The organism is Frankia sp. AgB1.9 (assembly GCF_016786355.1).
Taxonomy (GTDB): domain Bacteria; phylum Actinomycetota; class Actinomycetes; order Frankiales; family Frankiaceae; genus Pseudofrankia.
Window position 1 is genome coordinate 38,753 of sequence record NZ_JADWYX010000035.1, and the last position, 15,884, is coordinate 54,636.

Annotated in this window: 9 protein-coding genes; 6 read left to right on the top strand and 3 right to left on the bottom strand. The window is 70.4% G+C overall.

The annotated features are described in order from the left end of the window. Positions 1–70: 70 nt before the first annotated feature. Positions 71–1,462, bottom strand: a complete 1,392-nt coding sequence (locus I6A60_RS16060) for an FAD-binding oxidoreductase (RefSeq protein WP_203022945.1) — start codon at positions 1,460–1,462, stop codon at positions 71–73. A 717-nt stretch (positions 1,463–2,179) separates the two neighbouring features. Here I6A60_RS16060 and I6A60_RS16065 point away from each other — a divergent pair. Together I6A60_RS16065 and I6A60_RS16070 are read left to right on the top strand one after the other, a co-directional pair. Next, a complete protein-coding gene (locus tag I6A60_RS16065) occupies positions 2,180–3,415 on the top strand; it encodes an FxsB family cyclophane-forming radical SAM/SPASM peptide maturase (RefSeq protein WP_203022924.1) in 1,236 nt (411 codons plus the stop codon). Further along, positions 3,412–5,289, top strand: coding sequence for an HEXXH motif domain-containing protein (locus I6A60_RS16070; protein WP_203055644.1), 1,878 nt, complete (start codon positions 3,412–3,414; stop codon positions 5,287–5,289). The genes I6A60_RS16065 and I6A60_RS16070 overlap by 4 nt, the downstream gene beginning before the upstream one ends. A 54-nt stretch (positions 5,290–5,343) precedes the next feature. Here I6A60_RS16070 and fxsT read toward each other — a convergent pair whose 3' ends face one another. Further along, positions 5,344–7,878, bottom strand: coding sequence for an FxSxx-COOH system tetratricopeptide repeat protein (fxsT, locus tag I6A60_RS16075; RefSeq protein WP_203022922.1), 2,535 nt, complete (start codon positions 7,876–7,878; stop codon positions 5,344–5,346). A gap of 862 nt (positions 7,879–8,740) precedes the next feature. On the opposite strand from fxsT, the gene I6A60_RS41680 reads away from it, so the two are divergent. From I6A60_RS41680 to I6A60_RS16095, 4 genes are all read left to right on the top strand, one after another. Then, the gene (locus tag I6A60_RS41680; RefSeq protein ID WP_203022921.1) at positions 8,741–9,622 is read left to right on the top strand and encodes an SIR2 family protein; all 882 of its coding nucleotides are present in this window, start codon (positions 8,741–8,743) and stop codon (positions 9,620–9,622) included. Further along, positions 9,619–11,676: a tetratricopeptide repeat protein gene (locus I6A60_RS43555; protein WP_203022920.1), complete on the top strand. Its 2,058-nt coding sequence runs from the start codon at positions 9,619–9,621 to the stop codon at positions 11,674–11,676. The genes I6A60_RS41680 and I6A60_RS43555 overlap by 4 nt, the downstream gene beginning before the upstream one ends. 114 nt (positions 11,677–11,790) lie before the next feature. Further along, a complete protein-coding gene (locus I6A60_RS16090) occupies positions 11,791–13,362 on the top strand; it encodes a TIR domain-containing protein (RefSeq protein ID WP_203022919.1) in 1,572 nt (523 codons plus the stop codon). 148 nt (positions 13,363–13,510) lie between these two features. Further along, positions 13,511–14,305, top strand: coding sequence for a VOC family protein (locus tag I6A60_RS16095; RefSeq protein ID WP_203022918.1), 795 nt, complete (start codon positions 13,511–13,513; stop codon positions 14,303–14,305). 208 nt (positions 14,306–14,513) lie between these two features. Here I6A60_RS16095 and I6A60_RS16100 read toward each other — a convergent pair whose 3' ends face one another. Continuing rightward, the gene (locus I6A60_RS16100; protein WP_374113496.1) at positions 14,514–15,662 is read right to left on the bottom strand and encodes an aromatic ring-hydroxylating dioxygenase subunit alpha; all 1,149 of its coding nucleotides are present in this window, start codon (positions 15,660–15,662) and stop codon (positions 14,514–14,516) included. Positions 15,663–15,884: the final 222 nt, after the last annotated feature.

The window sequence follows — 15,884 nt, forward strand, 5'->3', positions numbered from 1 at the left end:
GTCCGCGGGCCTGTTTCGCAGCCACCAGAGGGCTGAAACGGGAATCAACGCGACGGGCCGACCATGGCGGTCAGGGGTGATGGCGAGGTTGGGGGGTGTTCGACGGTGGGAGCGCGGCGCCGGGGTTGAGGATGTTCAGCGGGTCCAGGGCGTTCTTGATGCGCCAGCTCAGGTCCAGGACCTCTGGGCCGAGCTGGTCGGACAGCCAGGGCAGCTTGAGGCGCCCGACTCCGTGCTCGCCGGTGATGGTGCCGTCGAGGCGCAGCGCGAGGGCCATGACCTCGCCGAACGCCAGGTCGGCGCGCCGGGCCATCTCCGCGTCGGTCGGATCGACCACGATCAGCGGGTGGGTGTTGCCGTCACCCGCGTGCGCGACGATGGCGATCGTGACGTCGCGGGCGGCCGCGATCGCCTCGACACCGGCGACGAGCTCGGGCAGCCGGGGCAGCGCGACCCCGACGTCCTCGAGCAGGAGGGTGCCGAGGGGTTCCAGCGCGGTGATCACGCTGCGCCGGGCGACGACGAAGGCCTCGCCCTCGTCCGGGTCGTCCGTCGCGAGGACCTCGGTCGCTCCCGCCTTCTCACAGGCCTCGACCATGGAGCGCAGCTCGTCCGCGCCGGACTGGTGCTGGGCGTCGGTGCGGGCGACGACCAGCGCGGCCGCCGACCGGTCCAGTCCCATCCGGAACATGTCCTCGACCGCGTTGATCGAGGTCCGATCCATGAGCTCCAGCATCGCGGGGCGCATCTCCGCGGTGATCGCGAGGATCGCGGAGGTCGCGGCCGCCATCGTGGGGAAGGTCGCGACCAGGGTGCAGGTCGGCGGCTGCGCGGGAAGCAGGCGCAACGTCGCCTCGGTGACGATCCCGAGACTTCCCTCGCTGCCGACGAACAGCTTCGTCAGCGACAGTCCCGCGACATCCTTCAGCCGGGCGCCACCGAGGCGGACCGCCGCGCCATCAGCCAGCACGACCTCAAGGCCCAGGACGTAGTCCGTCGTCACCCCGTACTTCACGCAGCACAGACCGCCGGCGTTCGTCGCCACGTTGCCACCGATCGAGCAGATCTCGAACGACGACGGGTCCGGCGGGTACCACAGCCCGTGCGTCGCCGCCGCGGCCTTGACCTCGACGTTCAGCGCCCCCGGCTGGGCTACCGCGATCCTGCTCACCGGGTCGACGTGAACGGACCGCATCCGCTCCAGCGACAGCACGATCCCGCCGTCGACAGCGGTCGCCCCACCGGACAGGCCGGTGCCGGCGCCGCGCGCGACGACCGGCACCCGGTGCCGCGCGGCCCAGCGGACCGTTGTCTGGACCTGCTCGGTGGTCTCGGCGCGCACCGCCGCGAGCGGGGTTCCCGCGTTCGGGTCGGCCGCCCGGTCGCGCCGGTACTTCTCCAGCAGTTCCGGCTCGGTCGCGACGACCCCCGCCGGCAGCGCCCCGACCAGTTCCGCCAGCATCTCGTGCACGCCGCCTCCACCGCCCGCCTCGCCACAATTTCCGCCCGCCGACCCACCGTAGGCCGAGTTCCACAGCCGATGTCGACGGATTCACCCGCCCGACCGGCAAGCGCCCGACCAGCACGAGCACGGACGCCACCGCGGCCCCCGGTCGCGCGTCGCTAGGTCGTGTCCTCGGCGGCGACGCGGGCGTGACGAGCGGGTCGGGATGCCCGGGCTGCGGCCGCCGCGATCAGACGCGCACCCGGCCTCAGCCAGCCCTGACCAGCATTTATCCGGATCCAGCGGAAAGGGACCTTGCCATCCTTCGCCGCCGCGGGTCCAGGCACACTGGTTGCGCGGCTCTCGCAAAGATCTGACACTGTAAATTCCTACGACTCGGCGCGGGACTGCGCACTGGTTGTGACGATCCACGGCCGGGCCGGACGACTCACGACGGCGAGCCGGTCTGCTCTGCCGGCACGGAAAGGGAGGGATTGCGGGTGAACGGGTCTCCGCCCGAGATCACGACCAGCCTCGTCGACTTGACAAAGGATGATCTTGAGCAGGTGAGAGCGATGCTGACCGAGCAGGGCGGAGAATTCTCCTCGAATTCACCACTCGCCTGTTCTCTGCGGCGATTCTTTCGGGACGCCCAGAACCCGGCGGGCGCGATCGCCGGATTCCAGTCGTCCGTTTAGACCTGGCCGGGAAATCGTGGGAGAGGCCAGCGCGGGCATGACGAATTCCGCCGTCGGGGTGGCCGGGATGCGTACGTATCCCACCGACCTGAGCAGTCAGCTGTCACTTTCTGCCGGGCGACCAGGACCCGAACCGTTCCGCCAGTTCGTGCTCAAGGTGGTCAGCCGGTGCAACCTGGCCTGCGACTACTGCTACGTCTACGAGATGGCCGACCAGAGCTGGCGCGAGCGGCCCGTGGTGATGGCGGCCGACATCCTCGCCCGCGTCGCCCACCGCATCGGCGAGCACGCCGAGGCCCATCGGCTCTCGGCCGTCCGGATCGTCCTGCATGGTGGCGAGCCCCTGCTCGCCGGTGCTCGTTGGCTGGACGAGGCACTGACGGCGCTGCGGGCGGCGATCCCGGCGCGGGTCGACGTCCAGTTCGCGATCCAGACCAACGCCGTGCTCCTGGACGAGACAACCCTGGCTGTCCTGCACCGGCACGCCGTCCGTGTCGGCGTCAGTCTTGACGGCCCCGTGGTGGCCCACGACCGGCACCGACGGTTCGCTGACGGGCGAGGAAGCCACGCCCGGGTCGCGGCCGCCCTTGACCTGCTCGGCGCCCCGGCACACCGCGCTTTGTTTTCCGGTCTGTTATGCGTGGTGGACCTCGCGAACGATCCGCTTGCGGTCTATGACGAGCTTCTCGGCTATTCCCCGCCCACGATCGACTTTCTTCTCCCACATGGGACGTGGAGTGCCCCGCCTCCCGGCCGGCGGCCGGACGACCCGGGCACGCCCTACGCGGACTGGCTGATCGCCATTTTCGACCGCTGGTACGAGGAACCCCGCCGGCTGGTGGATGTCCGGTTGTTCTCCGAGATCATCCAACTGCTGCTCGGCGGCGCGAGCGAGACGGAATCGGTCGGCCTGACGCCGTCGACCGTGCTGGTGGTCGAGACGGACGGGATGCTCGAGCAGGTCGACGCCCTGAAGGCCGCCTATGACGGTGCGGCCGCCACCGGGCTGTCGGTGGCGGACGGACCGCTCGACCTCGCGCTGCGGGACCCGGCCATCCTCAGCCGTCAGGCGGGTGTCGCCGCGCTCGCGGCCGAATGCCGGAGTTGTGAGGTGCGTGATACCTGCGGCGGCGGCTTCTACCCGCACCGATACCGGACCGACACCGGTTTCGACAATCCTTCGGTCTACTGCCCGGATCTGTTGGCGCTAGTACGTCACATTCGCGGTCGGGTACGGGCCGACCTGGCCCGGGTGCTGCGGCGGCCGCGATGAACGCGCCGCACCCGGCCCGGGCGCACCGGCTGGCGAGAGCCCATTTCGACGTGTTGGCCGCGGGCGGCGGCGGCATCGCCACGATCACCGAACTGCGGTCCATGCAGCTGAGCAAGCGGATTCTACTCGTGTATGCCGTCGCCGAGGTGGCCAGGACGAAGGCTCCTGGCGTGTGCGCCGCCGCGGGGCTCGACGAGGCGCAGGCCGTGCTTGCCGCCTGCTATCGGGCGAGCCCCGAGCCGGTCGCCGAGGTGCTGCGTTATCCCTCGGTGGGAGCCTGGGCCATGCAGTGCCTCCGCCAGCTGGTGGCGCCCGACGACGGTTCCCCGGACCTGCCGCGGCTCGCCGCCGACCTCGGGCATTTCGGCGCGCTCGCCGCCGCGGCGGCGGTCCGCGCCGGCGTGTCGTTCGAGACGACGGTCCGCGTCCGGGAGTCCGCGGTGATGCTGCCCACGCTCGGGCTCGTGCGGGTCGAGGCTCCCGACGGCTGGGCGCGGGCACGCGGCTCGGGCGGCACCGGCCGGGTGGAGATTCTGCACGGCGGCGCCACGGCGACCGTGACGGCGCCGACGGCCGCCGAGCGACCGCCCGAACCCGTCGGCCAAGCCGAGGCCGACGGGCGTTGGCTGCCGCTTCGGCGGTTACGGAGCACGGCGAACGACCAGCGGATCGACCTGGCGCTCGACGACATCGATCCGTTCAGGGGGTTCGCCGGCCTGCCGCCGGCAGGTCGGGTGCCAACCGGCGCGGTCGCAGCCTGGCAGGACCGCCTGAACGAGGCTTGGGCGGTGCTGGTCGGGCACGACCGGGACCAGGCCGACGCGATCGCGGCGAGCGCGCGCTGCCTGGTGCCGTTGGAGGCGGGTCCCGAGCGTTGGAAGGTCAGCGCGACCTCTGCCGACTCGTCCGGCGCCTTCGGCCTCACCACTCCCGAGGACGGGCTCAGCCTCGCAGTGACGCTCGTCCACGAGTTCCAGCACACGAAGCTGCTCGCCCTGATCGATGTCGTCGAGCTGTGCGAGCCGGGCGACGAGGTGCACTATGCCCCGTGGCGACCCGATCCGCGGCCGGTCAGCGGTCTCCTCCACGGCGCATACGCGTATCTCGGGGTGACCGACTTCTGGCGGCGGTATCGGTCAGCGGCACGCGGCGCCCCGGCCCGACTGGCTCAGTTCGAGTTCGCCAGGTGGCAGGCCGCGCTGCGCCGCACCCTCCCCGTCCTGCGTACGTCCAGACTGCTGACCGCGCTGGGAGCCGAGTTCGTGGCCGGGATGGCGGCGAGCAGTGAGGCGTGGTCCGACGAGCAGGTGCCGCCGGCGGCGCTCGCGTTGGCGCAGGACATCGGCGCCGTCCACCGGATCCGGTGGCGGTTGCGCAACCTGCGGCCCGACGTCGCCAGGGTCACCGCGGCGGCCGAGGCCTGGCTGGCGGCGCGCTCCAACCCGGACACGGGGCCGATGCCGCTGACGGTGGTGGGCGCGCCGCGCGGCGAGCCACCCGAGCCGCACGTCGAACTGGCTCACCTGCGGCTACTCGACCCGGCGCGGTTCGACGCTCTCGTGGAGAACCCGGCCGAGCTCGCGACCGCCCTCCGGGAGGCCTCCCGGGCCGACCTTCTCCTCGTGGCGATGGACTACGCGGGGGCCGCTCGCGCCTATCAGTCGGACGTCGCCCGCGCTCCGGACCGGGTCGAACCCTGGACCGGCCTCGCGGTCGCGCACCGTCGCCTGGCGGTCCCCGAGCAGCGGGTTCTCGTGTCCAGCCCGGAGGTCGTACTGGCAGTGCACCGGCGAATTCGGGAGCTGGGCGGCGCCGACGCACGGCCGGAGGCGTTGTCCGCCTGGCTCACGGCAGCCGGCCGGCGACCTACCTGACCGTTCCCGAGCGGTGGGAAAGCAGGCAGGCTGTCTCAGCCGGTGGATCGAGGCTCAGAGCGCGGCGGGCTCGAAGTCGAAGTCAAGACGAGCGCCCTCGACCGAGGCGACCACATCCGGGTGACTGTCGCCCAGGACCTTCCGGTAGCGCTCGATGGTGTCGGTGTACAGTTCGTCCGCTTCTGGCTCGCGACCGACGACCCTCAGGTCGAGCGCGAGGTTGCTGGCGCAGACGAGGGTGTGCGGATGATTCCGGCCGAGGCGCTCCCGGAACTGACCCAGCATTTCCTCGCCCATCCGCGCGCCGACGTCGGCGTCCCCGCCCTCGGACAGCGCCGCGGCGAGGTTCGTCCGGCAGGTCAGCGTGTAGTGATGGCCAGGTCCCAGACTCGCGGTGAGGCCGGCCAGCGCCTTCTCCAGAAGCTCGCGCGCCTCGACTAGGTTACCCGCCTGACGTCGGACGAGGGCAAGATTGAGAATCGTCCCGTGAGTGAACGGGTGATTCTCGCCGAGTGTCTCGCCGTAGCGGCTGACCGTCCGCTCGATGCGCTCGATCGCCTCGTTCGTCCGGCTCATGGCCCGCCATGCATTGCCGAGGTTGAGGCCCGCTGTCAACCGGTCCGGATGGTTCGGCTCGAAGATCCTCGTGTATTTGTCGTAGATCTCCTGCGCCGTTTCCAGAGCGCCTGGAAAATCTCCAGCCTTACGGCGGTTCACGGACAGGACGCGGCCGATCCGAAGTACCCACGGAAGCAGCTCACTGATCGTGCCCCGCGCGGCCAGCTCGCGACACAGTCCGTACGCACGGACCGCCGTGTCGCGGCCTTGGAGGTAGTGCCCGGCCTGGCGCTGCTCCCGGGCCACCGCCGCCAGCGAGAGAACGACCTGGACGTCGTCGTCCCGACCGTAGAAGACCCGGCGGGCTTTGTAGTTCTGGTCGCTCAGCGCGAGCGCGCTCGCGTAGTCGCTGGTCAGGCCGTAGTCGACGGCCAGGTTGTTCAGCGCGTAGAACGTGAACGGGTGCTCGGCGAACACCTCCCGGTGCAGGCGAACCGACTCCTCGTCCAGTTCGCGGGCCGCCTGGAAGTCTCCGCGCGCTCGCAGATCCGCCCCGTGCCCGTTCAGCACGGCCAGCGTCTCCTCGTGGCCCGGCCCCAGCGTCGCCCGCATACGTTCGAGCGTCGGCGCGCGCAGCTCGTAGGCCTCGTTGAACCTCCCGGTAGTCCACAGCAGGTTCGCCTTGATCCCCCGCATGACGAGCACATGGCGGTCGTCCTCGCCGGAGTCCACGGTCCAGTGCTCGATCGCGTGCTCGGCCTCCGCCAGCCCCGCCGAGAAGGCGCCGGACGCGTACAGGTACCGCACCAGGTTCGTGAACAGCTGCCGGGAACCGGAATCGTGGCAGTGCACGACACCCGACGCGACGATATGCCCGTACAGGTCGGCGTAGAGCGGCCAGCGCGCGGGGTCGTCCGGGCTCCCGGGGTCGGCCACAGCGAGGATCTGGTGGACGTCGTGCTGCATCCGATCGACCTCGGCCTCGGCCAGCTCCTCCCGGATCAGCAGCTGGATCAGCCGATGGACCTGCAGGGTGTTCGTGTTGTTGTCGATGCGCGCCAGTGCGTAGCGACCGAGCTCACGGGTCGCCCGGGCGAGCAGGATTCCGTCGGCGAGGAAGTCCCGCATTGGCTTGTCCAGGGCGAACCGGCCGTTGCTGAAAATGTCCCTGCGAATCGGCTCGGGTCCGAAGAACGCGCAGCGCCGCAGCAGTTCCAGCGCCAGCGGATTCTGTCGCTCCACCTCGGCCCGGGAGACGCTCCATGCGGTGGCCACGGTCTGCGGGTAGTCCGACGGCAGGTTCTCGGCCAGCACCTTGCTCGCGTTGCGGGCGAACAGTTCCAGGTACTCGTCCACCGCCATGCCGCTTTCGGCCTGCAGGGCGCCGGCCTGTTCCAGGGCCAGCGGGAGGTCGCCGAGCTGTTCGGCGAGACGGTCGGCGCCGCGCGTGTTCATGCTGGGCACCCGGCGGCGGAGGAAGTCGAGGCTTTCCTCGCGGGTGAAGACGTCGACCTCGACCGTCTCGACCCGACCCTGCCACCGGTGGTTACGCGAGGTGATCAGCAGGTGACCAGGGCCTTGTGGCAACAGGTCCTTGAGGTCCTCGGGCTGGTCGGCATTGTCGAAGACGATCAGCCAGTTCCGATAGGGATCGCCCCGGCGCAGCGCGTCCAGTACGGCGGCGACCGCGTCCTCGGTCCGGTCCAGCGGGACCGTCAGACCGAGCCGAGGGGCGAGCGACGCGAGGCCGGCACGGATCAGACCCGGCTGATCCGCCGAAACCCACCAGACGGCATCATATTCATGCGCATACCGGTAGGCGTACTCCATAGCCAGCTGGGTCTTACCGACGCCACCCAGTCCGTACACTGCCTGTGGCAGAACCGCGGTGGTTTTCTCCATGAGCCTTTTGCGTAGCTCGGTGAGAAGAGTGGTCCGGCCGGTGAAGTTCTTGTTCCGCTGCGGGACGTGCCCCCACACCGCCGGTACTCGTCCGGTACCGTCGGGACCCTCTATCGGATCGCTGCTCACAGCCAAGCCCTCCACCCCGCTGTTCAGGCGACGCTACAATACTATGCCCGCGGCTCATGGCGGCCGGGTCGCCGACTACCAGCACATCTAACCGTGCCGTGTTTTCCCGCCCGACGCGGCCCGCCCGAGCCCGCCGCCGCGCCGAACCGGCTGTCCCCGGGCGGGTTCCTTTTGTGGTAAAGGCGGCAGTCGGGGTACGTGACCAGCAATGACGCGGCCAGGGCGTGACGACCAGGCCGGCTGGGCGTGGCAGCGGCCGCCGCTTCTCTTCTCAGGACCAGCTGACCCGGCCGTCCGTCGAGGTGCGGAGCTGATCTTCGCGCTCCGTAGGGAAGGCGGTCTCGGGCGTTCGGCCCCGCAGAACGGGCAGACTGGCAGGGACCCGCGCGCCACGTCGGCAGGCCCGACGACATGGCCGCACTTGGCGTGCGGAGTGGATCTCCGCGTTCCGCAGAACGCGGCACGGCGCCCGACGTCGCCGACGAGGCCACCCCACCATCCTTCTCCCGCGGTTCCGCACAGGTGGCCGGTGTTGCCATTGTTCTGCTCCGGTATGCGGGATTCTCACACGGGTGTTTCGCCGCGGGCGGCGACAGGCCCGCGATCGGGAGAAAGCCGCGATTCGGGCCGCGATCGCCGCCGTCCCCGCGGCGTGGCCGCGCATCGCGGCTCGGCGTGTGTCCTCGCAGAGTGACAGATATGCCACCTCCGAAGAGCTGGAGGACGCGCCCGGACGGCGGCTTCGTGGCAAACTGAGGGACGGCCCGCCGGCCACCCACGCCGACCTGCCCAGTATCCACTCCGACAGTCCGCCGGCTATAAGGTGTCGCGAGGCGCGTGGGGCGGACCGCTAGGAGCAGGCGTGGACGACCGAGCATGGGACCGGCTCGTGACCCAGCTTCGTAACGGTGAGTGCACCCCGTTCCTCGGCGCGGATGCCTGCCATCCGGCGCTGCCCACGGACGGTGATCTGTCCGCCGCCTGGGCGAATCGGTACGGTTACCCTTTTCGAGGCTCCGCGCAGGAGCTTCCCCGCGTCATGCAGTATGCCGCCGTAGCCGAGGGCGACGCGGTTTATGTCAAGGAACGGGTAAAGCGAGACCTCGTCGCGTGCGGGCTCCCCGACTTTGCCAGCGCGGTCCAGCCGCATGCGCTGCTGGCGCGGCTGCCGCTCGACGTCTACGTGACGACGACCTACGACGACTTCATGGCGAAGGCGCTGGAGCGGGCGGGCAGGCACCCCGAGGTCCTCGTGTGCCCGTGGGACGACCCGCGGTCGCGCGCCGGCGCGTTCGGCACCGCCGTCGCGCGGCCCAAGGCCGATCGGCCCGTCGTCTTCCATCTGCACGGAAGCTTCCAGGAAGCCCGGACGATGGTGCTCACCGAAGACGATCACGTGGAGTTCATGACGAGTCTTTCGGCCCATCGGACCATGATTGACCAGCTGATTCCAACGTCGGTGATCCCGGCGTTGAAGAACCGCCCGCTCCTGTTCGTCGGCTATCGGTTCGACGACTGGACGTTCCGCGTGCTCTTCCGTGGCCTGTTGAAGACACTCGCGCCCGTCCACAGCCGCCGGCACATCAGCGTCCAGCTCGATCCCAGCCCGAGCGGCGACCCGGCCCTCGACCTGCGAGCACGGGACTATCTGGAGAAATACTTCGACCGGTCGGATATAACGGTCTTCTGGGGCAGCACATCGGAGTTCTGCATCCGGCTCCTGACACTGCTGGGCCTGACGTGACCGGGGGTGCGGGCAGGTCGCCGTACGTCGGTCTCCGGTCCTACCAGCCTACCGACGCCGGTCGGTTCTTCGGCCGAGAGGCCGAGTCGTACCACATGGCCACCCTGTGGTCGACCCATCGGCTGGTGGTGCTCTACGGAGCCTCGGGCGCGGGGAAGACGTCGCTGGTCGCGGCGGGTGTCCGGGCGCAACTGACCGCGGACGACGCCGACATACTGCCGGTCGGCCGGGTGGCCCAGGCCTCGGCCGTGCCGACGGCGGCGTTGGCCCGACATAATCCCTATACCTTCGCGCTGCTGTCCTCCTGGTCACCGAACGACCCGCCCAACCATCTTTCGGGATTGTCCGTCGCCGAGTACCTCGCGCGGCGCCCCGCGCGAAACGACCGTTACGGCGACCCACTCCCGGTCTTTGCCGCGATCGACCGTTTCGAGGAGCTCTTCCATGATCTCCCACATCGGCGGGGGTATCGGGAGCAGTTCATCGAGCAGCTGGCGGGGTCGATCAACGAGGTGCCCCGGCTGCGTCTTCTCATTTCTATCCGAGAGGACAGCCTGGCGAGATTCCTGCCCTACGAACCGGTGATCTGCCGCGATTCGAGATCGAGCTTCCACCTGCTTCCGCTGGATGAGAGCGCGGCACTGCGGGCGGTGACCGGCCCGCTGGAGGGAACCGGCCGTGCTTTCGGCCCCGGAGTAGCCACTCGACTCGTCAACGACCTGCGGACGAGTGCGTTCACGGATCGGCTAGGAGTGACGACCAACGTGCGGGCGGACCGGGTGGAGCCAGTTCAGCTGCAGGTCGTCTGCTCGGCCCTGTGGGACGCGCTGCCCCCGGAAGCAGCTGTGATCACGGACGAGCACCTGCGCAGCTACGCCGACGTGAACCGGACGCTCGCGGACTTCAGTGCCCGGGCGGTCATCGAGGTCGCTCGTGAGCACGAACGGGACGAGGCCGGGCTGCGCTACTGGTTGGAACGCACCTTCGTCACCGAGCTGGGCACCCGCAACACCGTCTACGAGGGCGTCAGCCACACCGCCGGAATGCCCAACGCCATCGCGCACGCGCTGGTGGACCGGCACATCCTGAAGGCGGAATGGCGTTCGGGCTCACGCTGGTACGAACTGCAGCACGACCGGCTGATCGAGGCGGTCCGAGCGGGCAACCGGCAGTCGCCCGAGCCGGACCGGATCGACGGGCGCCCGATCGACTACCTGCGCACGGCGGAGGCGGCGCTCGCCGACGGCGAACTGGACCTCGCACGCAAACATGCCCAGGAAGCGGTCCGCCTGGCCGAGGGCGATCCGCGAATCCAGGCGGAGGCGGAGTCCTTTCTCGGTGATCTCGCGTTCCAGGACGAGCGGTATGCCGAGGCCGAGACACGCTATCGGCGGGCGGCCGAGCTTTTCGAGCTGATTCAGGATTCCACGGCCGTCGGCATGTTGCTGGCTGCCATCGGCCAGGTTCTGAAGAGAGAGGGCCGGTACGCCGCGGCCGTGGCCGACCTGCAGGGCGCGGTCGCCCGCCTGCCGGGTAACCGCTCCTTCCGGGTGGAACTGGCGCACGCGCTATGGCAGGCCGGTCAGTTGCGTGGCGCCGAGGGCGAGTACGGCGGGGTGTTGACCTACGCCCCGGACGAGGAGAACGCCCTCACCGGGCGAGGGGAGCTGCGCACCGAACTGGGTGAGTTCGCCGGCGCACTGGACGATCTGGACAACCTCGCCCGGCTGAAGCCGGCCGCCGCCGCGCAGCCGGCCGTGCGGGCCGCGCGCGCCCGCGCGTTCGCCGAACTCGGCCGTTTGGCCGAGGCCGTGGCAGAAGCGGACACGGCTCTCAGGGAGGCGCAGGCGCAGGCCACACGTACGCAGACGGCCATTGACCCGGTAGTCCAGTGGCGGGTCGCGATAGTGGCCGCCCGGGCCGGGGACCCAGCCCGAGCGACGGCCCTCCTGGAAAGCGCGCTGGGCCAGTCTGCGCCCGCTCTGATGCGCCATCAGCGCGCCGATGCCCGCCGCCTGCTCGAAAACCTGACCTCCCACGGCCCGGAATCCTGACTCCATCCGCCGGTCAGCGACCGGCTCCGACGATCTCGGCCGGGCGGCTGTCCGGGTGATGTCGGCGTCGGGACGCGCCCCGAACGACCGGGTGGCAATGCGAGGATCGGAGCCATGACGGCCACGGGGGACACCGTTGGGGCGGAGGACTGGGATTTCTTCGTCTCCTACACCAGCGAGGACCAGGCGTGGGCCGAATGGCTGGCCTGGCAGCTGGAGGCCGCGGGCTACCGGCTGCTGATTCAGGCCTGGGACTTCGTCGCGGGCTCCAACTGGACGGCGCGAATGGACCAGGGAATCCGGTGGGCACGGCGAACAATCGCGGTACTCTCCCGCGCCTATCTCGCGTCGGTCTACGACGCCCCGGAGTGGCAGGCGGCTCAGGCGGACGATCCGGCTGGTTTCGCCCGCAAGCTGATTCCGGTGCGCGTCGAGGACTGCCCGCCCAAGGGGCTCCTGAGCACCATCGTGTCGATCGACCTGTTCGACCACAGTGAGGACGACGCCCACCGACGGCTGCTCACCGAGATCCGCGGCGCGGTGGACGGCCGCGCCAAGCCCACCGCACCTCCTCGATTCCCGGCGGTGCCACCGGCCCAGCCGTCCCCGGTCCGTCCGCCGGACTTCCCCGTCGCTGGTCACGGCAACATCCGGAACAGCCCGGTCGGCTCACGGGCGGCTACGAACGATGATCGTGCCGCCCCGCTGTCGGAACCGCCTTCGCTCGGCCTGAGGCCGCTCGGCCGTCCGCTGGAGGGTGACGCCGACCTCGTGTTCTCGGTGGCGTTCGCCCCGGGCAGGCGCGTTCTGGCCGCCGGCAGCCGTGATACGGGGGTGTGGCTGTGGGATCTGGCTGACCCCGCCGATCCGAGGATCCTCGGCCGGACTCCGACCGGCCATACCGACTGGGTGCTGTCGGTGGCATTCGCGCCAGGCGGGCGAATCCTGGCCAGCGCGAGCGCGGATACGACGGTGCGGCTGTGGGATGTGGCGGACCCGGCACAGCCGAAAGCGCTTGGCCAGACATCGGCCGGAGACTCCCACTGGCCGCGCGCGGTGGCCTTCGCCCCGGACGCGCGGATTCTCGCCAGCGCTGGTCACGACACCACCGTGCGGTTGTGGGATGTGGCCGACCCAGGCCATCCCAGCGCGCTTGGCCGAACGTCGCCGGGTCATGACGACTGGGTGCTGTCGGTGGCGTTCGCGCCCGGCGGGCGAGTGCTCGCCAGCGGCGGTCGCGACAGGACCGTGCGACTGTGGGACGTGGCCGATCCCGCCCATCCGACAGCGCTGGGTCCATCGCCTGCCGGTCATGCCGACGCCGTCCTCTCGGTGGCGTTCTCGTCCACCGGCCAGATCCTGGCCAGCACCAGCGAGGACGGGACGACACGGCTGTGGGACGTGGCCGACCCGGCCCGTCCGCGCCAGCTCAGTCAGACCCCGGCCGGCCGTGCCCTGCCGATGAAGTCGGTGGCGTTCTCCCCGGACGACCGCATTCTGGCGACCGGTAGCAACGACGGGCTCGTCCGGCTGTGGAACGTGACCGACCCGGCCCATCCGAGGCCGCTGGGGTTACCGCCCACCGGGCACACCGACGTCGTCTCGTCGGTCGCCTTCGCCCCCGATGGCAGGACTGTCGCGAGCGCCGGCCACGACAGGACCGTCCGGCTGTGGACGCTTGACTGAAGGAGAACCGAACGCCAGACGCCCGGGACGGGGCGAAAGTCGCGGATCGCGCCGCCCACTCGCGTGTCTGGTAGCCCGAGGTTGGGCGGCGGAGCTGGCTGCAGGACACTTCCTGCTCGGGGCCTGATCGGCCTGGAGAGGGCGTGGGATGAGCGGCGAGACGAGGTCCGGGCCGGGAAGTCCGGTCGGCTATCTGTGGATTCCGGCGACCGACCTGGCCGCGGCGACCGCGTTCTACCGGGACGTGTTCGGCTGGAGCGTCGACGAGCCGGGGCCGGGCGCCGGCGCGGTCGGCTTCCAGGCACCGGGCCTGATTGGCCAGCTCACCACCGATCTGCCGGTCGGACCGGGCGGGCCGTTGCTGTGGCTGATGGCCGACGGCCTCTACCGGACGCTGGGCGCGGTCGAGGCGCGCGGCGGCCGGGTGCTCGGCCGGCCACGGCTGCAGGGTGGCGTCCGCTACCTCGTCCAGGTCACCGACCCGGCCGGCAACCGGCTAGGCATCGCCGTGCCGGCCGGTCCGGCGCGGCCGCAGCCGCTGGTCGTCGCGGGTGACGTCGAGGCGTCCAGTCGGTGGTACCAGGAGCTGCTCGGGCTGCTCTCCGACCACGGCGGACCGGACTACGAGCGGCTCGTCACGGCGGACGGCGCTCTCGTCCTGCAGTTGCACCGCCGGGAGGTCGAGCATGGCCACGGCCAGCTCGCCGATCCGGACGTGCCGGTCGGCAACGGCGCCGTGCTGTGGTTCGGCGACTACGCCGACTTCGACGGCGCGGTGGAACGGGCCGGCCGGCTCGGCGCGACCGTGGTCCACCCGCCGATGCGCAACCCACCCAGCGGCCAGGGCAACGGGCCCGGCCACCGGGAGATCTGGCTGAAGGACCCCGACGGGTACACCGTCGTGATCGCCAGCCCCGACGGCGAGGACTTCGAGCCGAGCTGAGGCGCTCAGGACCAAGATCGCTGTTTGGGCCCTCTCGTGGCTGTAGCCGCGGCGGTCTTGCGACCACGCGCGGGCCAAGACGACGATCAAGCCAGCGGGCCGACCAGGCCGGAGATCGAACCGAGCCAGGCCCGGACTCGAACCGGGCCAGGGCGGGAACGCCGAAGCCCCCGGCCTCTGGGCCGGGGGCTTCGGGACGCGGGGGCGGTCAGCGCGCGGCGACCGCGCCGAGGGCCTCTTCCATGCAGGCGTGCCGGTGGTGCAGGCCAGGCTCGTTGCGGCCGAACGTGAGGTTGGGCCGCGCGCCGGACTCCATGTTGGCCTGGACCTTGGCGGCCAGCGGGTAGTCCTCGTCGCGGACGCTGGAGTGCGCGTACTCGAAGATGTCGTCCGCGCCCTTGCGCCCGGCCTCGTCCGAGACGTCCAGCGTCGTCGCGTTCTGGTGGACGGTGATCGAGTGGCCGGCCTTCTCGCCCGGGTAGACGCGGAAGATCTCGCCGTTGATGAAGGTCACCGACATCACGATGTTCGGGAAGATCGCGTAGATCACCACGAAGTTGTGCAGCGGCTCCCACTCGCTCTCCGGCTTGTCCGCGAGCTCGGTGATGTTCTGCAGCGGGAAGATCAGCCGGTGGTGCGGGCCGTAGGTGTCGAACAGCGCGCAGTTGCTGCGAGCCAGCAGCGCGAACGTGTTCTGGTGCACCGAGGCGAAGTGGTAGTTCTCGCCGAACGTGTCGAGCGCGAGCTTCCAGTTGGCCGGCGCGTCGAGCACCTTCTCGCCGACCGAGTTCCAGTCGCCGATTCCCCAGGACGCGAGCTCGGGGCCCAGGTCGCCGAGGTGGGACGCGATGTCCAGCGGCCCGCCGTCCGGGTCGAGGCCGACCCAGAGGAAGCCCGCGTGCTCGGCGGCGGGCAGCTCGGTGAGCCCGGCCCCCTTCATGGCGGTCGGGAAGCCGTCGCGGCCCGGGGCGCTGACCAGCGCACCCACCTTGTTGTAGCTCCAGGCGTGGTACGGGCAGGTGAACCGCTCGGCGACGCCACAGCCCTCGGCGACCTTGGCCTGCCGGTGCGCGCAGACGTTCTGGAAGGCGCGGACAGCGCCGTCGTCGTCGCGGGTCAGCAGCACCGCGACGTCCATCACCTGCTTGGTGGTGTAGCTGCCGGGCTCGGGCAGCTCGGAGCGGTAGCCGACGAGCTGCGGGGCACGGCGGACGTACTCGCGCTCGCGCTCGAACAGCTCCTGGCTGGTGTAGATGGTGGCCGGCACGACGCGCTCGCTGGGCATCATGTCGGTCGTCTTGTCCATCGAGATCTTGAGCGCTCGCCGCGTGATGTCGATGAGCTCGTTGCGGTCGATCGGAGGCCTCCCTGGCGCGGCGGTGCTGGCGTTCTGTCAGCAAGCGAGCGGACAAGGCCGCCGACGCCGTCGGCGGGCCTGACTGGGCCTTAGCTGGCGTGTACCCGGTGTCAGCACGCTTGACTCGGCAACGCCCTTGTGTCGGCGGCGTTCCGCGGCGGCCTCTTTGCCCCCCTACGACCTACCTTAACGTGCTGCCAGAAGCCCCGATTGACCCCATTG